Raw genomic sequence first — 19,547 nt, forward strand, 5'->3', positions numbered from 1 at the left:
CCTACACTACAGTTCTGAATATTTCAGCGGTGGCCCTGGCTTCACCGGCTTCCCGAAGAAGATGGATGGACCGAGGCTCGCTATCACGTGCCAGTGGCTCAACCCGTATCGCGCAGGCTTTTAGTTCCGGCATGCGGGTCACGGGATCCTGCGCATCGTTGGTCAACTGGTTGGATGGCACATCGTTAAAATGATAAGGAATACTCACCAGTCCCGGGGGAACCTGATCAGTGACAATAACACGCGTTTCCAGATACCCACGGCGTGAGCGAACGCCAACCGGGGCATGATTAAATAATCCCTGATTAGTTGCATCCCTTGGATTCATAAACAATAACCCTTTCGGTGATTCACGCTCCAGCAATGGTGATTTTCGGGTCATCGATCCGCAACCATAATGAAAGTGCAATCTGATGGTGGTCAGATAATAGGGGTAATCACTATCAGGCTGCTCGGCAGTCGGCAGGTAGTGCACCGGCATAAGTCGGGCCTTGCCATTAGGGAAGCTGCGTTCATGCAGGACAGCAGAGCCATCGGGATGGTGAATGTCACAGGGCCATTGCAGTCCCTGCGCGTTATTCAGTCTCGGATAGCTCATCTGAGAGTATATTGGTGTCAGTGATACTATCTCTTCAAAGATCTGTTCGGCGTTTTCCCAGGCAAAGCCGTCAGCGCCAAAATACGCAGCCAGTTTGCTCATCATCTGCCAGTCACTAAGGCACTCTCCCGGCGGGTTGACTGCTTTACGCACCCGCTGAACGCGGCGCTCACAGTTGCTAAAAGTACCGTCTTTTTCAGCAAAACTCGCCGCTGGCAGCACCACATCGGCCAACTGGGCAGTCTCGGTCATCACCATCTCGACAACAACCAGGCAGTCTAATTTTTTCAGTGATTTAGTAACCTGATTCTGATCCGGGTCGGTAACCACAGGATCTTCGCCAAAGATCATCATCGCGTGAAACTGCTCCTGCAGCGCAGCTTCATTCATCCCCAAAGAGGTCATTCCCGGCCCTTTTGCCACCGACGTTCCCCAGGCGGTGCTGAACTTATGCCGTACCGCTTCATCATCAGTGGACTGGTAACCGGGAAATACCCCTGGAAGGCAGCCCATATCACAAGCCCCCTGAACATTATTTTGACCGCGCAACGGGTTAATACCGGCACCCGGTTTGCCTACCTGACCACACACCAAGGCCAGGTTTGACACGGCAATCACGTTATTGGTACCGCTGACATACTGGGTTACTCCCATACCATAAGCGAGGAAAGCCGCCCTTGCATGGCTATAGAGACGGGCGAACTGGATCTGCTGATCAACCGGAACACCGGTGATTTCAAGCACTTTCTCAGGGGTGTACTCGGCAACGGATTTACGCAGCAGATCCAGATGGTCACAACGTTTACTCAGAAACGCCTGATTTTCCCAGCCTTTTTCAAGAATAATGTTGACCAGACCGTTGAGCAGAGCAACATTAGTGCCCAGCCTTAACTGCAGATGAACATCAGCCATCTCTGCCAGGCGCGTACGGCGAGGATCTACGACCATCAGCAATGCACCGGCTTCTTTGGCTTTGATAATATCACTGCCGATGATGGAATGACTTTCAGTGGGGTCGCAGCCGAAAACCACGATCACATCCGCCTTGCCGACATCGCCAATACTGTTGGTCATGGCGCCGGAGCCCAGAGTCTGCTGCAGGCCGGCAACGGACGGACTGTGGCATATTCGCGCGCAATGATCGATATTGTTGGTTTTCAGTACCGCACGGGCAAATTTCTGGATCGCATAATTATCTTCATTGGTGGCGCGGGCACAACTGATCATCCCCACAGACTGCGGGCCGTGGTGATCGCGGAAATAACTGAACTGCTCATGGATTAATGTCAGCGCTTCATCCCAGCTCGCTTTGCGAAAGCCCTTGCCATCCCTTATCATCGGGCTGGTAATACGGTTTTCGTGGCCAGTCGCAAAGGCTGAACTCCACCCCTTTGAGCAGAGTCGCCCCTTGCTGATGGGATGATTAATAATAGGCTCAACGCCTATCACCTTGTCACCGTCACTCCTCAAGCCAATACCGCAACCTGTGCCGCAATATGGGCAAACAGAAGGTGTGGTCTTTATCATAAAGTTATCCTTAATTACTAAATCTCTAAACGAAGTGATCCCTCGTAAGCAGTTAATTCGCAGGCGTGAATGAAAGAAACTCATTTAACCCTTTTTAAAATACGCTAAAAAAACCGGATAAAAAGTGAAGTAAATCACAACACTCTTATTTGTATTATAAAATAACATTAAATAGTATTTTTAATTTAACTGGATGGATAGATAAAGTTGTTTACAGTGTATATTTTAACACCCTTTAGCTTTTAAATTGTTTAAAAACCAATGAAAACCGGTGTTCATAGAAATTTGCGATACTCAAAAAGTACCTTTACAAATAAGTACCCCAATAAAAACAACGCCTTTAAATACTACAAATACATCAGGATAATTGCTCGTTCTGGCAACAATAAACAGTAAAACTCCCTACTGTTCGTCTTGATGAATAAAAGGAAAAAAGGAAGGATAAACAACCCGGATTTTTACTGAGGAGCAGATAAACCATGCTGATGGGCAAAACGAGAAAAAATTAACCGAACGGGAGAGGCAGTAATCCTTGCACGTCAACAAGCTTCAGTAAAAGCGCCTGATTCATACTTAAAATAAATATCTGGCAAGGTTGCCGGTTAAATGAAAAATAACAGGGCTTGACCTCTGCTGCGGTCAAGCCCCCTGATACAATCGCTCGAAGTCGGGAATAGCCTCCTCCCAAAGCGGCTTTTCTTTACCCAGGTACTCTCGCACAGCATCAAAAAACAACCTGGTTCTGACCGGCAGATCCCGGTGCGGGTAGATTGCATACATGGGATTCAAGTCGATTAATTTTACATGCGTCAGTAAAGGGATTAAACGCCCCTCTTTGACCTCGTCTGCAACAAGAAAAGCAGGAGCGGCAAAATAAGTAGTGCCCGAAAGGGTTTTGGATATCAAACTTTCCGGATCATTCGTTCTAAATACGCTCTTGGTTTTTTGCTCTTTAAGCTCCCCCTGATCATTCAAATAAGGGATGCTCTCCACTTTCAACTGTGAACTTGAGTAACTGACCGCGGGTAAATCAGCCAGTTCCTCAATCCTTTCGGGCATACCGTAGGTCTTGATAAAATCAGGAGAGGCTATAATGATACGGCGATTACGCGCTATCTTTCGCGCAATCAGGGTGGAATCTTTCGGCTCACCGATGCGAAATGCCAAATCTATCCCTTCAGATACAATATCAACATAAATATCACTGCTTAACAGTTCAATTTCAACTTGCGGAAAGCGTTTTTGAAAATTATTGATAACGGGTAGTAAGTAGCGTCTGGCAATAAAACCTGATGCCGTAATTTTTAATACACCGCGTGGCTCCTGATGATAATTTTCAGCCAGCCTGACAGTTTCTCCCAGTAATTCCCGTAATTCACCCGCTTTTTTTATCATCTCCGCGCCAGCGGCTGTCAGAGAAAAAGAGCGGGTGGTTCTATTTAACAGCCTGACCCCCAGTTCATCCTCCAGCCGGGTGATCTGCTTGGAAATAACAGAACGATCGATATTGCGGTTGGCCGCGGCCTTGGCAAAAGAGCCGCGCTCGATCACTTCCAGAAACATTAAAAGTCGACTTGTTGTATCCATTATCTGCCCTAAATTTTTGATTGGTGCAATTTTGGCACTAATGTTGTTAAAAATATATCCTTTTTGTCGTCATGTTTGTTCCGTATCATCCGCAAATATTAAAAAGGAGTCATACCATGAAAAAACATTTGATTGCTGCAGCTATTACAGCAGCGAGTTTTACCTTGATCGGCTGCGCCGAAGAGCCAAAACAACCAGCCGGCCAGCAACAATTACAAGCAATAGATGTCGCACAAGTGTTAGTGAAACCGGTACAAAACTGGCGTACCTATACCACGCGTTTAGAGTCTCCTGAAGAGGTGGCATTAATGCCGCGTATCTCTGGTGTGATCGAGCAGATTGCTTTTAATGAAGGCGATAAAGTAAAGCAGGGAGATCTGTTATTTAAACTGGACGATCGTCCATTCGCAGCAGTGGTTGCCAGCCTGCAGGCACAAGTTGTCAGCGCCCAGGCAGCGTTAGATCAAGCGAAAAATGAAGCGCAACGTGCTGTACGATTAACTGAGCGTAAAGCAATTTCAACCGAGCAGGCTGAATCGCGTACTTCAACGTTACGCCAGCGTGAAGCAGAGCTTGCTGCATTACAGGCACAATTGAAAGCCGCGCAGCTCGATTTGGAATTTACCGCTGTCCGCTCACCCATTGACGGTGTTATCTCCCGTGCCAATATTACCCGCGGAAATAACGTCCTGGCAGGGCAAAGTATATTGACCTCGATTGTCTCCAATAAAGCGATGTACGCTTATTTTGATGTTGATGAGCGCACCTGGAACAGCTCATTTTCCGATGTCACTGCTGAGAGTGAACAGCAGGTGGTGATGCAGAAACTTGGTCAGAATGATTTTGCCTATCAAGGTCATATCAATTTTATCGATAATCAAATCAACCCTGCTACCGGTACATTACGTGTTCGTGCAGTGTTTAATGAAGCTGATCAGCAACTACGGGCCGGTTCATTTGCGCGTATCAAGTTAGCAGCCAATGCAGTCACAGAGCAGGTCATTATCCCTGAACGCGCTATTGGTACCGACTTAAAAAATCGTTTTGTATTAACCGTCGGTGAAGATAACGTATTGCAGTATAAGCTCGTTGAAATCGGTGAACGCTACGGAAAATTACGTGCTATTACTAACGGGTTACAAGCCGGTGATATTATCGCTGTTAACGGCCCGGCGCGGGTCGGCCCCGGCATGCCAATTGCTCCTAATACGGTCAATATTGATAGTGATGGTGTGGCGTTTACATTGACATCTTCAGATAATGCCAATCTGATGGCTAAGCAGTAAGGGGTTATCGTGAAATTTTCTCATTTTTTTATTGAGCGGCCTATTTTTGCGGCAATGCTGTCACTGGTAATCTTAATTGCCGGCAGTATCTCATTATTTCAATTACCGGTAAGTGAATACCCTGAAGTAGCACCGCCAACGGTAGTAGTCACGGCAAATTACCCGGGCGCAAACCCGACGGTTATCGGCGAGACGGTAGCCACTCCCCTGGAGCAGGAAATTAACGGTACAGAAAACATGCTGTATATGTCCTCTCAGGCAACCAGCGATGGCCGTATGACCTTAACCGTGACCTTTGCCCTGGGCACTGATCTGGACCGTGCTCAAGTGCAGGTACAAAACAGTGTTAATAGTGCTTTGCCGCGTCTGCCTCAGGAAGTACAACGTTTAGGGGTTGTTGCTAAGAAAGCCTCTGCCGATTTAACTCTGGTGGTACATCTCTATTCACCGCAAAAAACCCATGATACAACTTATCTGTCCAACTATGCCGATCTCTATGTTAAAGATGAGATTGCCCGTCTAAGTGGCGCAGGTGAAGTAAGACTGTTCGGCGGTGGTCAATATTCGATGCGTGTATGGTTAAATCCCGACGCTCTGGCGGCAAGAGATCTCACTGCAACGGATGTTGTCAATGCACTGAGTGCGCAAAACCAGCAGGTTGCGGCGGGCAGCTTAGGTGCACAACCGGCATCAAAAAATAGTGAGTTCCAAATCCTGCTCAACGTAAAAGGTCGTCTTGAGAGTATTGAAGAATTTGAACAGGTTATTATTAAAGTAGGTGAGGAAGGACAATTAACACGCTTAAATGATGTCGCCCGCCTGGAGCTCGGTCAAGATAGCTATTCCTTAAGAGCAATGCTGGACAGCCAGCCTGCGTTGGCAATCCCTGTTTTTCAACGCCCCGGCTCTAATGCCATTGAACTCTCTGATCAGGTACGCGCAACAATGGCGCGCTTAGCGTTGGATTTCCCTGCAGGGGTTGAATACGATATTGTTTATGATCCCACTGTTTTTGTGCGTGACTCTATCGATGCGGTTATTGATACCTTACTTGAAGCCATTATTTTAGTTGTGCTGGTTGTTATTATCTTCCTGCAGACATGGCGTGCGTCGATTATTCCATTAATTGCCGTGCCTATTTCACTGATCGGTACCTTTGCGGTAATGCAGTGGCTGGGTGTATCAATTAATACCCTGTCATTATTTGGACTGGTACTGGCGATCGGTATTGTGGTGGATGATGCCATTGTCGTGGTTGAAAACGTTGAGCGTAATATTGAACTGGGCTTATCGCCTTTAGAAGCAACACGTGTTGCTATGAGTGAAGTGACCGGACCGATTATAGCTATTGCACTGGTATTGTGTGCGGTATTTATTCCAACTGCATTCATATCCGGTTTGTCAGGCCAGTTTTACAAGCAGTTTGCCCTGACCATTACCATTTCAACGGTGATCTCTGCCTTTAACTCATTGACCTTATCGCCGGCATTGTCTGCGTTATTGCTGAAATCTCATGACAGTAAACCGGATCTGTTGACCCGTTTATTGAACCGATTATTTGGACGCTGGTTATTTGTGCCATTTAATCGCCTCTTTGATCGTGGTGCGCAAGGTTATCAGAAACTGGTACAAAAATTGATCCGTATGAGTGTGATTGTCTTAGTGGCTTATTTCGCTTTAGTGGGCGGCACGGTTAAACTCTTTGAGACCGTACCGGGTGGTTTTATACCTTCTCAAGATAAACAATACCTTGTTGCGATGGCGCAACTGCCAGATGCTGCAAGCCTGGATCGTACTCAGGCTGTCGTTCAGGAAATGGAAAAAATCGCTCTGCAAATTCCAGGTGTCGCGCATACGGTTGCTTTCCCGGGTCTTTCCGTTAACGGCATGACCAACAGTCCGAACAGCGCCATTGTATTTACACCATTGGAAAGCTTTGCTGATCGTAACGATCCGAGCAAATCGGCAATGGCGATTGCCGCTCAGTTAAATCAGCGGTTTGCCGTAATAGATGAAGCCTTTGTGGCGGTTTTCCCACCACCACCGATTCAAGGTCTAGGGACAACGGGCGGGTTTAAGTTACAGATAGAAGATCGTGCTAATAAAGGCTTCGAAAGCCTGTTTAACAGTCTGCAAAGCGTACTTGCAGCAGCGCGTAAAGATCCGGCATTGATGGGCTTATACTCAAGCTTCCGTATTCAGGTTCCGCAGATGAATATTGATATTGACCGCGAGCAGGCCTTAATTCAGGGAATACCGCTGGATCAAGTGTTCGATGCTCTGCAGATTTATCTTGGCTCAGTCTATGTTAACGACTTTAACCTGTTCGGCCGAACCTATCAGGTAAATGCGCAGGCAGACGCTGATTTCCGTCAGGATCCTGAGCAGATTCTGAACCTGAAAGTACGTAACGCTCAGGGTAATATGGTGCCGTTAGGCTCGGTATTAACCGTTACGCCAACCACCGGGCCGGATCGCGTCATGCATTATAACGGTTACCCGAGTGCAGAATTAAATGGCAGCCCTGCCCCGGGTTACAGCTCGGGTCAAGCGCAGCAGGCAATTGAACTGATTTTAGCTGACACCTTGCCGAGCGGCATCGCTTATGAATGGACTGATGTTACCTTCCAGCAGATACTTGCCGGTAATACCATGGTTTACATCTTTCCATTGGTCGTATTGTTAGTCTTTATGGTACTGGCAGCACAGTATGAAAGCCTGCGTCTACCGCTGGCGATTATTCTTATTGTACCAATGACCATCTTTTCAGCTTTGTTCGGTGTCTGGCTGGTAGGCTCTGATAATAATATTTTTACCCAGATAGCATTGATCGTACTGGTTGCCCTGGCCTCTAAAAATGCCATTTTAATGGTCGAATTTGCCAGAGATAAAAACCGCCAGGGAATGTCACACTTTAATGCCATTATCGAAGCATGCCGATTACGTTTACGTCCAATATTGATGACTTCAATTGCCTTTACGGCAGGTGTCGTACCGTTAATACTGGCTACGGGGGCCGGCTCAGAAATGCGTCATGCCATGGGTAATGCGGTATTCTCCGGCATGATAGGTGTAACGCTATTTGGCCTATTGTTCACCCCGGTATTCTATATTCTGCTGACCAGTGATAAGAAACAAAACAGTGAGGAGCAAGCAAATGGTTAAGTTAGCAACATTGTCTGTAAAGACTAAATTAACCGGCACTGCTATGCTGCTCACAACATTGTTGTCCGGGTGTGCCAGTACAATAGATCAGTCCCAGCATCAACAGGAGCTGCAACGCCTTATAAATGAAGCTCAAATAGCACCGCAGCTGGCCGGTCAGGATGAAGTAAACTGGTGGCAGAAACTTCATTCAAGCCAGTTAAATCAATTGGTTAATGATGCACTTGCAAATAACCATAATCTGCACAGCAGCCAGCTGCAGCTGCAGAGTGCGTTAGCACGCCTCGGTTCACAAAAAGCGCAATTTTTACCACAGGGTGGCACAGAAATTAATGCCTCACGTAATGACATCGTGGATAATAACAGCCGTCAATTAAGTGCAAATCTAGCGCTGGACTGGCAGCTGGATCTGTTTGGCCGTATCAGTGCGCTGGTTGATGCAGCGAATGCTTCGGCCATGAGCCGGGCTGAGCAGCTGCGTTTATTACAGATTGAAGTGGTTTCTTCTGTGGTAAAGGGTTTTGTCAGTTATCAGGGAAATAAACAAAAGCAGCAGATTGTTGAACTGCAGGTCGAGGCTTTGCAGCAAAGCATTGAGGTGTTGCAGGCGCGTGTTGATGAGGGGATAGCCAATGAGCTGGATCTTAACCGTACCCGTGCCCAACTCAGTCAGCAGCAGGCACTACTGCCGGAGATCGCTTATGCGCAATACAGTGACTTGACAGCACTGGCGGTGTTAACGGGGCGTTTAAGCAGCGCTCTGGTCTTACAGGACGAACAAAAGGTATTTGACCTGCCTTTTAATCTAACCTTAGCTCAGCCTGCTAATGCCATTGCCCTGCGTCCTGATATCAGTCAGGCACTGTTTGATTTTAGTGAAGCCAATTCATTGAGTGTGTCTGCGAGTAAAGCACTACTGCCGGAAGTAAGTTTAAGTGCTTTTGCCGGCGTATTAAGTCTGGGCAGTTATGGCCTCGCGGATACTCAGGGGCAATGGGAGGTTGCACCGCAAATTAAGTGGTCACTGTTAAGCTACCCTGCCCTGCTTGCGCAGCGTGATGCGCAGCAATATTTGAGTGAAGCGGCTTATAGCGATTATCAGCAAGTTGTGCTTAATGCGATCAGTGAAAGTGAGCTTGCACTGCAATTATTGGTCAAAGAAAATGAGCAGCAGCAGTATGCACAGCAGCGCTATAAATACGCCAATAATGCCTTCCTGCAGGCCGAAGCAATGTACCAGGAGGGGCAAATCCCCTACCTGGAGCTGTTAAACGCCAGGCAGGATATTTTAATTGCGCAGGAAAACAGTGTTGACTCTACGATTTCAACGTTACTTGCAAAAGTAAATGCTTATCAGGCATTTAACGGTCGCTGGAGTTACGCCTTGGCAAACCTTTAACATAGAGTTTAAAAATGTCTTACACGGAGATAACACAACCCTACGGTGTACCGCAGACCATGCGGGCCATTGTACTCACTCAGCCTAATCCGCAAATCAGCTTGTCTGATGTTGAATTATCTGTGCCGCAATGCGCTGAGAATGAGCTGCTGGTCAAAATTGAATATGTCGGCCTGAACCCGGCCGATGGTCATTTTGCAAAAGCGGGTTTTTGTCAGTGGCAGTATCCTCACGTATTGGGCTTGGATGCGGTCGGCATTGTGGTAAAAGCAGATAAAGGTGTGTTCCCCAATGTGGGTGAACGGGTAATGTGGCATGCCCGTGTAGACGATCAAGGTGTGCTGAGTGAATATGCTAAAGTGCCCAACTATGCAGTTACCGTGGTGCCGCAGGGCATCAGCGCAAGCGAAGCGGCTACTTTGCCTTGCGCCGGCATGGCGGCAATGATTGCAATGGCTAAAGTACATCTGATCGAGGGTGATACTATTTTAATTGACGCGGGCGCAGGTGCTGTCGGACAGTTTGCTACCCAGTTTGCCAAGCAGCGCGGAGCCGTTGTATTTACCACTGCTTGTAAAAAAAATCATAAACTGGTCAAAAAACTTGGCGCCGATATCGTATTTGATTACCAGGATAAAAATCTCACTGAGAAAATTCGTCGAGAGCTCGGTGCGCGCGGTTTCGATGCAGTGCTTGACTCCGTTGGTGGCGAATCGACAATACGCAATATCGAACTGATGCGTTTTTGCGGCCATATCGCCTGTTTAAAACCATTACCTGCTTTGGAGCATAACCTGCTGTATAAGAAAGCTCCTAATATCAGCATTGTTTCTCTGGATGGAGCATGGCTTTCCAATAGCCTGTGCGCACAACAGAAAATGAGCTTTATGGGTAAGTCGCTGCTTGATAGTGTTGCTAGCGGTGAGATTAACGTACCGGAGATCAGCGAGATTGACTTTACTGCAGACAAAGTTTCGGCAGCATTACATAGACAGCTTGATGGCGGTTTTACGGGTAAACAAGTGGTAAAAGTTAGCCCTTAAGCGCCATTGTTATTAAAGAAAATGAAAACAGTTAAAAATGCATTATTAGCATCAGCAATGGTTATCTTAAGCGCAAATGCTTTTGCAGGCTTACGGTGATTACAGTGTGCACCACAGCAACAAAACCATTAAAACAGTGCCGGTGGAAAGCAAACAAGCCGCTTATGAAGTTGGTTTTGCAAAACTGAATGAGCTGAAAGGCGATTCAGCCGCGCAGTTAAGCGCTGAACTAGCATTACCATTAAGCTCTTATCAAAAAAAAACAGTGTTAGCCTGGATGACGGCGCTTACATCACACTGCAGGAGATGATGAATGACCAGGGTCAGATTGCTTACACTGGCCTGGTAAATGTTACCTACAGCTACTCTCAAGTAAACTAAGTAACCTCAATTCTGGATAAGCAAATCGATACAGCACCGTTATTTTTGCATATTTCTGCGTTAAATCATCTCCCAATAGCCAGCTATTGCTTCGATGATTTTCCCTGAACTGCACAAAACTAAAAGCACTGTATAATAGAACAATTCAATGTGTTGATATTAAAGGAAATTACGATTCCATTATTCAGAACTGAGGTTAATTAAGCGCTTTTATTAGCCTAATTTATTGAGTTAATAATCCCCACAACAACCCGGCTTAAGCATAAGCCGGGTTGTGTGTTTTACGGCAAACAACAGAACTCGCAACGCTTTTTCGTAAAATTGAACCTCTCGCTCCCTTAAAAACGCCGCAGTCGGTAATCAAGAGCAAACCCATAACAAAAAATTATCATTTAAATAATAATTGATAATTTTTATTTTCCTATATTCCACGTAACATACACTTCATTATGTTTTTAACAGGATTAACGATGAAATTTTTACACACTATGATCCGGGTGATAGACCTTGAACAATCAATCGAATTTTACACCGGGGTGCTTGGTATGAGCGTATTAAATCGAAGTGAAAATAGTGAATATCGCTATACATTAGTGTTTGTCGGTTACGCAGACCAAGCGGATGGTACAACCATAGAGTTGACCTACAACTGGGATACAAAACAATACGATATGGGCAACGCTTTTGGTCATATCGCACTTGGCGTAGACGATATTTATGCGGCATGCGACAAGATAAAAGCATCAGGCGGTAAAGTTACGCGTGAACCGGGGCCTGTTAAAGGTGGAACCACGCATATTGCTTTTATTACCGATCCGGACGGATACCAAATTGAGCTTATCCAGGCTGACTAACTTTTAAAGGAAAAAGATAATGACAGACTCACTATTTCAAACAATACAATTAGGCAATATCACGCTTAAAAATCGTATCGTAATGCCGCCTATGACCCGCTCTCGAGCGAGTCAACCCGGGAATGTAACTAATCAAATGATGGCTGACTATTATGCACAGCGCGCGACTGCAGGGCTGATTGTGGCTGAAGGTACGCAAATATCTGCTTTGGGCCAGGGATACGCCTGGACACCGGGTATTTATACTGCCGAGCAAATTGATGGCTGGAAGAAAGTCACTAATGCGGTACGCAATAAAGGCGGCGTAATATTCGCTCAACTTTGGCATGTTGGACGTGTTACTCACCCTGATAATATTGGCGGAGAGCAGCCAATATCTTCTTCGGCAATTAAAGCTGAGAATGTAAAAGTGTTTATCGACAATGGCAAACAAGAGCCGGGTTTTGTTGACGTCGTACAACCAAGAGAGATGACCAAAGCAGACATCAAAGCTGTTGTGCAGGAGTACCGACAGGCAGCGCTTAATGCGATCGAAGCCGGATTTAATGGTATCGAACTGCATGCCGCAAACGGCTATTTAATCAATCAGTTTATTGATTCAGAAGCCAATAAGCGCAGCGATGAATACGGCGGCTCTATTGAAAATCGCTTACGCTTCCTGGGAGAAGTTGTTGCGGCTATGGTTGATGCAATCGGCGCCGAGCGTGTTGGTGTACGTCTGGCTCCTTTTACATCTTTAAATGGTACGGTTGATGCGACGCCGGTTGAAACCTACACAGCTGCCGCGGCACTACTGGATAAATACAATATTGTCTACTTACATATTGCTGAAGTTGACTGGGATGATGCACCTGACACTCCGCTATCATTTAAACAGGCGGTACGTGATGCTTATCATGGTGTACTTATTTATGCTGGTCGTTATGATGCACGGAAAGCAGAGCAAACGCTTAATAATGGTTTGGCGGATATGATCGGTTTTGGACGTCCATTTGTGGCTAACCCGGATCTGCCAAATCGTATTAAAAAAGGTTACCCATTAGCGGATCACGATGCAAAGACACTGTTTGGTGGTGCTGAAAAAGGCCTGACGGATTACCCCGAATATACCGAGTAACCTTTAAGCGCAACACACTGACCAAAATCAACAGCAACCCTGCAGAAAATGCGGTGTTGCTGTTTTTCTACTGTCTACAGGATTAAATTGATTGGGAAAGAAAAAATTATGCGCGGTGAGTTTTATCTACTAATGGCAACATTGCTCGCTGCTGTCGGCTGGATTGCATCCAAATTAGTCATTACCGCTGTTCCCGGAGAAGTTTTTATTGCGGCCAGATTTTTGCTTGCCAGTATCATTTTGTTTCCCTTTTGCTATCGCCATGCTTTGTCATTAAACCCCAGACAAGTGATTTCCGCATGCGCTGTGGGTCTTATTTTAGCCCTGTCAATTCAGGTCTGGGTGTACGCCGTTTCCATTACTAACAGCCTTTCTGAAGGGGCTTTTATCATGAGCTTAGCGATGATAATTGCACCATTTACTTCCTGGGTATTTTTTCAAAAAAGACCAAACAAGGCGTTTTGGTTAGCATTGCCGGTTGCCATGATAGGAATGATGCTGCTGACCTTGTCTAATGGCTGGCAGATAGAGAAAAGTCAGTGGTGTTTTTTGCTCTCTTCAGCCCTGCTTTCGATACATTTTGTATTTAATAAAAAAGTGACAGCAAGCGTCAAACCATTGCTATCAATCTTTTTACAGCTATTCACCGTGGGTCTGTGCAGTGCAATTTTTGTCGTTTTGACCGAGCAGGCGCACTACGAATTAAACGGCAGTGTGATATTTTGGTTTATTGTTTCTACCGTTGTCGCAACCAGTATTCGTTATCTGCTCCAAGCCGTTGGACAATTTTCGGTAAACCTCGAAAGTGCTTCATTGATTATGATTTTAGAGCCTATTTGGACATTAATACTCAGTATAACCGTATTGGGTGAGGCACTGGCACTACAAAAACTGATCGGAGCCGGGGTTATTTTCTTATCGTTATTTGTTTATATAAAACTTTCAAGAAGATAGTTCATTTTGCTTGTTTTTAGTGCAACGATAGCCCCTGCAACTGATAACACCTGTAAATATGTGCATTCAAGTAAAACAAACAGGTATTTTGCAATGATGACAAACATGTCATTTTAGCGTTGCTTTCTGGTCATCAACCAGGGTGTATTCTTATCTCATCGAAACAAACATAACAGCTAACTTATTAGAGAAGGATACAAACATGAAAACAGTTAAAAATACATTATTAGCATCAGCAATGGTTATCTTAAGCGCAAGTGCTTTTGCAGGCTCAGCGGTTTACGGTAATTACAGTGTACATCACAGCAACAAAACCATTAAAACAGCGCCGGCGGAAACTAAACAAGCGGCTTATGAACTTGGTTTTGCAAAACTGAATGAGCTGAAAAACGATTCAGCCGCGCAATTAAGCGATGAATTAGCATTACCATTAGGCTCTTATCAAGAAAAAAACAGTGTTAGCCTGGATGATGGCGCTTATATTACCCTGCAGGAGATGATGAATGACCAGGGGCAGGTTGTTTACACCGGTCTGGTAAATGTCACTTACAGCTATTCCCAAGCTAACTAAGTAACAGCTTGATTAAATAGCTCTTTTTTAGACCAATAATCCAGCCTGATTAGTAAGATCAGGCTGGATTATTGTTATTATTTCCGATTTGCCATGGAAACCCACTTTGCAGTGTTTTCCTTAAACAAGCCGTCGGCTTATCTCTCCCAATATGCCTCTTCCAAACTATCTTCCCGCTCAGGCAAACCGCGGGAAAGGCGTGCGTTATGCTGTACCAGCACCTCATAAGCGACGCGATTGGCATATTTACATATTTGCGAAAAAGAGGAATAGCAGAGCGCATCGAGATTATGTTTGCTGGAATTTGGCACATTCATTTTATGGAAGGTATTTGAGGCGAGATCGTGTAACAAAGCAGCCAGCGCGGCGTCTCCTGCACCATTGGTATTGCTGATTTTCTCAGGACCGCCCATATAAGGTGGAATATGCGAAAACACTTTAATGGGTGTAAAGCAGCTGCTTTTCAATTTTGGCAGCGAAAATTCAAAGCGGTTAAATTCAGGAATAGCGGCAGAAGCTAATGGAAGCTTGGTTTCTCTTTTATTAGAGTCTTCGGTGTAACCGGCGGTAAATAAACCCAAGCGCCCTGCTGTTGTTAAGACCATATCACACAGTTCAAGCGCCGCTTCGCTGGCAAGCAGAGGATCTTTAAACCCGGTTAATGCTTCACCCTCTTCTTCATTCATCGCCAATATGGTTACATGTTCTTTAATAAATGTTCGCCACCAGCTTGGATCTTCCTCAATTAAAGAGCGGGTCCCCAGTGTTAATACAACCGGTACCTTTGCCTGCCTGGCGTATTCGATCGCCTGCAATGCAGCGTCGCTGATTTGGTCTCCATTACTGGCACGCATCAAATAGGCACTCATAACAAATGCCGATGACTCCTGGATAACCGCCTTATCAATATGCTGTGGTGTTAATTTATCCATGTGACCTTTACTGATTGCAAAGGTACGCTCACCACATGCCGAAACCAGGGTAAAACAACGGCCAATCGGCCCGTCCACAGGCTGCAGGAAGTTTAAATCTACTTTTGATGAAGTATCACAGAGGTAACGGTAAGCGTAATTTCCCACTTGAATATCATTACTCATCACACCAAAGAGAACCGATTTATCATCGGTTAGGGTCGAGTAGTTATGTATGGTATTACCAATACTGCCGCCGGCAAACTCACCTTTTATCAATTTTTGCTCTTTCAACTCTGTATATAAAGCGTGGGCCTGCTGATCATCAATCAGTGTCGAATTACCCTTAGGCAACCGGTATTTTTCCAGAAGCTCATCCCCGACCGCGGCTTCGATATCCACCATGATCTGATCAATTCCCGTTATGTAAGTACGAATAAAGGGGGTTAAAAGCGTGAAGTTAGCCAATAATGGAGCACGATTTTCGACTGGAAAATAATGCGTTGACTTACGCTGACCTGGAAATTTCATTTTTTATCTCACTGTATAGCAACACCGGATCAACTTAATTGAGAATCCGCGCTAGGATCTGTTTTTAATAAATGGGCGGCGGACTTTAGCACAGCCGCTAAATGAGCTCAAACATCCACGCTCAATCACTGATAAAAACTTAACCAGAATCAATCCCGGGGAAAAGAGCTCATAGTAAAACAAGAATTGACATCGAGACAGGCAACTATAAGCACAGGAGGAAGTTAAGCTAGCGCACCTAAAAACCGCTCTGGCGTTCGTTTTTTAAACTATATGGTGTTCTAGGGTTATTCATCGGCAGATTATCACATTTATTGATGCGAGGCAGTTAAGTTGACGGTGTCATCAGCGCTATTGGTCTGGATCGCCTAAAAATCACCCTAGTAGTACGAATTAATCCGATAATTCTAGCTTTATGTATTATAAATAATTAAGATTCTAGTATTGTTTAGTAATCGAACTATAAACTTTATGAAATTGTTTCTACTGTGTTTTCTTCCCATTATTGGGGTGATCGTACCAATTTTAGCAAAAGGATTTGGCCGGAGCCAAATAGCCTTTTTTACCGCGTTATTGCCTTCGGTCAGCTTGGCGCTGTTGTTCAGCGAGATGTTTGCGGTTTTTGACGGCGCGGTAATTTCCCATCAGATAGCCTGGGTAAGCTCACTCGGATTAAACCTAAGTTTGCGTTTAGATGGCTTAGCATTTCTATTTGCTACGCTAATCCTCGGTATTGGTTTACTGGTAATTCTGTATGCACGTTACTACCTGAGTGAACGCGATAATATGTCGCGTTTCTACAGCTATTTGATCTTGTTTATGGCGGCAATGTTAGGCGTAGTACTCAGCGGTAACTTAATACAAATGTGGTTTTTCTGGGAAATGACCAGTATTTCCAGTTTCTTGCTGATTAGCTTTTGGAACCACAAAAGCGAAGCGCGTAAAGGTGCTCGTTTAGCGTTAACAGTTACTGGTTTTGGAGGGCTTTGCCTGTTAGCCGGGGTAATACTCATTGGTGAAACTGTCGGCAGTTACGAGCTAGACGTCGTGCTCAATGCTGGCGATCTGATTCGGACAAGCTCGTACTACCCACAAATTCTGATTTTGGTTTTACTCGGTGCTTTCACCAAGTCTGCGCAGTTCCCATTTCATTTTTGGCTGCCCCACGCGATGGCAGCGCCAACGCCAGTAAGTGCCTATCTGCACTCTGCAACTATGGTCAAAGCTGGTGTATTTTTATTAGCACGTTTATACCCGGCACTTTCTGGTACCGATATGTGGTTTGTATTGGTCACTACTACCGGTTTAATGACGCTACTTTACGGCGCATATACCGCGGTTTTTCAGCATGATTTAAAAGGACTACTGGCCTATTCTACCATTAGCCACCTGGGATTGATCACGCTGTTGTTCGGCCTCAACCGTGACATGGCGGCAGTGGCGGCAGTTTTTCACATTATTAACCACGCAACTTTTAAAGCTTCGCTATTTATGGGTGCCGGTATTATTGACCATGAGTCGGGCTCACGGGATATGCGAAAACTAAATGGCCTTTATCGCTACATGCCTATCACCGCCACTCTGGCAATGGTTGCGGCTGCTGCAATGGCGGGTGTACCCTTACTTAACGGTTTTTTATCCAAAGAAATGTTTTTTGCTGAAGTGCTTGAACAACGCACTATTGGTGCTATTTCCTGGCTAATTCCCGTATTGGCCACCGTTGGTGCAGCCCTTTCGGTTGCGTATTCGTTGCGCTTTATCCACGACGTCTTCTTTAATGGCGAGCCTCGTGATTTACCCAAAACCCCGCACGAGCCGCCGCGCTACATGCGCGTGCCGGTTGAAGTACTGGTAGCGATCTGTCTTTTGGTTGGTGCATTCCCGGCCTTTACCATTGGCGCGCTACTTAATTCTGCAGGACAAGCTACCATTAATAATGCGGTACCAGAATTTAGCCTTGCGATATGGCATGGTTTTAACATTCCACTACTGATGAGCTTTATAGCGATCGTCGGCGGAGTGCTTATTTATATGAGCCGTAAACATTTGTTCCGCTTCCAGGCCAGCTTTCAGACAATAAACGCCAGTGAAATATTCGACAAAGTCATCCATCAAATACAGTGCGGCGCGCAAAAGGTAATTGGCTGGATTGACAACGGTAGCTATCAACGCAGTGCATTTATTCTCGCGGCATTTGCATTATTAATGTTGGCAATACCGATTTCTAAAATCAGTGAGCCCTTGGAACGCCTTGCACATACCAATGTTGAAATACCGGTCATAGTCGGCTGCATATTGTTAATATTGGGCTCAATAGCAACCGTACTGGTCAGTCACCAGCGGATTATTGCCCTGGCAATGCTCTCCCTGGTCGGCCTGGTGGTCTCAATTGCCTTTAACTACTACTCAGCACCCGACTTAGCCTTAACGCAAGTGTTGGTTGAGGTTGTGGCGGTTATTTTATTATTGCTGACTCTGTACTTTTTCCCGCAAACCACACCAAGTAGCACAACCGGTCCTGCAGGCTTTGCTCGTGACATTTTGTTAGCCTCAACTATCGGAGCGGTTATAGGTACGGTGTGTTTATTGATGCTGACTTATCACAGCGAATCGGTCTCGCAATTTTATATTGATAACGCAAAAACCGGCGGTGGAGGCACCAATGTAGTTAACGTTATTCTGGTCGATTTCCGTGGTTTCGATACCATGGGAGAAATTCTGGTGCTTGGCATCGCAGCGCTAGGCATATACAAGTTGATTGCCCGCATGCGTTTATCGATTCGTACTCGGGATGCTCAAGGCCGTCTTTGGAGCGAAGACAAACACCCGATGATTCTGTCGGTGGTGTCTCAGAGTTTGCTGCCTTTAGCATTGCTGATTTCTGCTTATATCTTTCTTCGCGGTCACAATTTACCTGGCGGCGGTTTTATTGCAGGCTTGATAACCGCAGTGGCCATGATTCTGCAGTATTTCGCCCACGGGGTTAGCTGGGTAATAGCGCGCAATAAAATTGTCTATCAAAGCTTGATTGTAAGTGGATTAATGATTGCATTGCTAACGGGTATGGCACCGCTGTTCTGGGGCTATCCATTCTTAACCACTTGGTTTGACTACTTCACCTTACCGGTTATTGGTAAATTCGAACTTACCTCTGCTTTGGTATTCGACTTAGGCGTTTACTTAACCGTGGTCGGCTCGACCATGCTCATTTTGTCGAATCTGGGTAAACTTACCACCAACCAACGTTTAAAAGTTAAGGAGCGGTAATAATGGAAATTTGGTTTTCAGTTGCAGTGGGTGTTGCAACTGCATGCGGCGTATTTTTGATGCTTCGCGCTCATACATTTACCTTAGTACTCGGCTTAACACTATTGTCTTACGCCGTGAATCTGTTTCTGTTTGCCAGTGGTGGTTTGACCACTGACAGTGCAGCCATCCTGGGCGACAAAGCTATCAATAGTGACCCTCTGCCACAAGCATTGGTGCTAACAGCAATCGTGATTGGCTTTGCCATGACTGCTTTTGCCTGTATTCAAGCAATGCGAGCTCGCTCTGAAAGTGGTCATGATCATGTCGATGGTAAAGAGCAACGAGACATCTCAACTAAAACGGAGACACCGTAG

13 protein-coding genes and 2 pseudogenes are annotated in these 19,547 nt (G+C 45.6%); 12 read left to right on the plus strand and 3 right to left on the minus strand.

Annotated elements, in window-relative coordinates:
• Position 1: 1 nt before the first annotated feature.
• Together fdhF and ABZA00_RS01340 are read right to left on the minus strand one after the other, a co-directional pair.
• Positions 2 to 2,125, minus strand: coding sequence for a formate dehydrogenase subunit alpha (fdhF, locus tag ABZA00_RS01335; protein ID WP_372880342.1), 2,124 nt, complete (start codon positions 2,123 to 2,125; stop codon positions 2 to 4).
• Positions 2,126 to 2,764: 639 nt separating this feature from the next.
• Complete coding sequence (locus ABZA00_RS01340) at positions 2,765 to 3,712, minus strand: LysR family transcriptional regulator (protein WP_372880343.1); 948 nt, start codon at positions 3,710 to 3,712, stop codon at positions 2,765 to 2,767.
• 116 nt (positions 3,713 to 3,828) lie between these two features.
• Between ABZA00_RS01340 and ABZA00_RS01345 the strand changes: the two genes are divergently transcribed.
• From ABZA00_RS01345 to ABZA00_RS01390, 10 genes and pseudogenes are all read left to right on the plus strand, one after another.
• On the plus strand, positions 3,829 to 4,998 hold the full coding sequence (locus tag ABZA00_RS01345) for an efflux RND transporter periplasmic adaptor subunit (RefSeq protein WP_372880344.1): 1,170 nt from the start codon (positions 3,829 to 3,831) through the stop codon (positions 4,996 to 4,998).
• Positions 4,999 to 5,007: 9 nt separating this feature from the next.
• Positions 5,008 to 8,163 carry an efflux RND transporter permease subunit gene (locus ABZA00_RS01350; RefSeq protein WP_372880345.1) on the plus strand — a complete coding sequence of 1,052 codons (3,156 nt, stop codon included), beginning with the start codon at positions 5,008 to 5,010 and terminating at the stop codon, positions 8,161 to 8,163.
• On the plus strand, positions 8,156 to 9,562 hold the full coding sequence (locus ABZA00_RS01355; RefSeq protein ID WP_372880346.1) for a TolC family protein: 1,407 nt from the start codon (positions 8,156 to 8,158) through the stop codon (positions 9,560 to 9,562). Before ABZA00_RS01350 ends, ABZA00_RS01355 begins: the two co-directional genes overlap by 8 nt.
• Positions 9,563 to 9,576: 14 nt before the next feature.
• The gene (locus ABZA00_RS01360) at positions 9,577 to 10,605 is read left to right on the plus strand and encodes a zinc-binding dehydrogenase (protein ID WP_372880347.1); all 1,029 of its coding nucleotides are present in this window, start codon (positions 9,577 to 9,579) and stop codon (positions 10,603 to 10,605) included.
• Positions 10,606 to 10,711: 106 nt separating this feature from the next.
• Entirely contained in the window at positions 10,712 to 10,915 is a 204-nt protein-coding gene (locus ABZA00_RS01365) for a hypothetical protein (protein ID WP_372880348.1), read from the plus strand.
• Positions 10,916 to 11,456: 541 nt separating this feature from the next.
• Positions 11,457 to 11,840: a lactoylglutathione lyase gene (gloA, locus tag ABZA00_RS01370; RefSeq protein ID WP_372880349.1), complete on the plus strand. Its 384-nt coding sequence runs from the start codon at positions 11,457 to 11,459 to the stop codon at positions 11,838 to 11,840.
• Positions 11,841 to 11,859: 19 nt separating this feature from the next.
• A complete protein-coding gene (locus ABZA00_RS01375; RefSeq protein ID WP_372880350.1) occupies positions 11,860 to 12,957 on the plus strand; it encodes an alkene reductase in 1,098 nt (365 codons plus the stop codon).
• Positions 12,958 to 13,089: 132 nt separating this feature from the next.
• A pseudogene (locus tag ABZA00_RS01380) lies at positions 13,090 to 13,404 on the plus strand (EamA family transporter); the annotation flags it as partial.
• Positions 13,405 to 13,512: 108 nt separating this feature from the next.
• Positions 13,513 to 13,911 (plus strand): annotated as a pseudogene (locus ABZA00_RS01385) (EamA family transporter); the annotation flags it as partial.
• Positions 13,912 to 14,113: 202 nt separating this feature from the next.
• Positions 14,114 to 14,482, plus strand: coding sequence for a DUF3316 domain-containing protein (locus ABZA00_RS01390; RefSeq protein ID WP_372880351.1), 369 nt, complete (start codon positions 14,114 to 14,116; stop codon positions 14,480 to 14,482).
• Between the two features lie 137 nt (positions 14,483 to 14,619).
• Here ABZA00_RS01390 and ABZA00_RS01395 read toward each other — a convergent pair whose 3' ends face one another.
• Positions 14,620 to 15,924 (minus strand): inosine/guanosine kinase, encoded by a 1,305-nt coding sequence (locus ABZA00_RS01395; protein WP_372880352.1) that lies wholly within the window; start codon positions 15,922 to 15,924, stop codon positions 14,620 to 14,622.
• A gap of 471 nt (positions 15,925 to 16,395) precedes the next feature.
• On the opposite strand from ABZA00_RS01395, the gene ABZA00_RS01400 reads away from it, so the two are divergent.
• Together ABZA00_RS01400 and ABZA00_RS01405 are read left to right on the plus strand one after the other, a co-directional pair.
• Positions 16,396 to 19,191 (plus strand): monovalent cation/H+ antiporter subunit A, encoded by a 2,796-nt coding sequence (locus tag ABZA00_RS01400; RefSeq protein WP_372880353.1) that lies wholly within the window; start codon positions 16,396 to 16,398, stop codon positions 19,189 to 19,191.
• A gap of 2 nt (positions 19,192 to 19,193) precedes the next feature.
• Positions 19,194 to 19,547 carry a Na+/H+ antiporter subunit C gene (locus tag ABZA00_RS01405; RefSeq protein ID WP_372880354.1) on the plus strand — a complete coding sequence of 118 codons (354 nt, stop codon included), beginning with the start codon at positions 19,194 to 19,196 and terminating at the stop codon, positions 19,545 to 19,547.

It is taken from the genome of Psychromonas sp. (genome assembly GCF_041586535.1).
Classification (GTDB): domain Bacteria; phylum Pseudomonadota; class Gammaproteobacteria; order Enterobacterales; family Psychromonadaceae; genus Psychromonas.

Coding starts and splice junctions, on each gene's coding strand:
- ABZA00_RS01405 (WP_372880354.1), top strand. CDS start 19,194: ATGGAAATTTGGTTTTCAGTTGCAGTGGGTGTTGCAACTGCATGCGGC.
- ABZA00_RS01340 (WP_372880343.1), bottom strand. CDS start 3,712: ATGGATACAACAAGTCGACTTTTAATGTTTCTGGAAGTGATCGAGCGC.
- ABZA00_RS01395 (WP_372880352.1), bottom strand. CDS start 15,924: ATGAAATTTCCAGGTCAGCGTAAGTCAACGCATTATTTTCCAGTCGAA.
- ABZA00_RS01390 (WP_372880351.1), top strand. CDS start 14,114: ATGAAAACAGTTAAAAATACATTATTAGCATCAGCAATGGTTATCTTA.
- ABZA00_RS01375 (WP_372880350.1), top strand. CDS start 11,860: ATGACAGACTCACTATTTCAAACAATACAATTAGGCAATATCACGCTT.
- ABZA00_RS01400 (WP_372880353.1), top strand. CDS start 16,396: ATGAAATTGTTTCTACTGTGTTTTCTTCCCATTATTGGGGTGATCGTA.
- ABZA00_RS01345 (WP_372880344.1), top strand. CDS start 3,829: ATGAAAAAACATTTGATTGCTGCAGCTATTACAGCAGCGAGTTTTACC.
- ABZA00_RS01355 (WP_372880346.1), top strand. CDS start 8,156: ATGGTTAAGTTAGCAACATTGTCTGTAAAGACTAAATTAACCGGCACT.
- ABZA00_RS01360 (WP_372880347.1), top strand. CDS start 9,577: ATGTCTTACACGGAGATAACACAACCCTACGGTGTACCGCAGACCATG.
- fdhF (WP_372880342.1), bottom strand. CDS start 2,125: ATGATAAAGACCACACCTTCTGTTTGCCCATATTGCGGCACAGGTTGC.
- gloA (WP_372880349.1), top strand. CDS start 11,457: ATGAAATTTTTACACACTATGATCCGGGTGATAGACCTTGAACAATCA.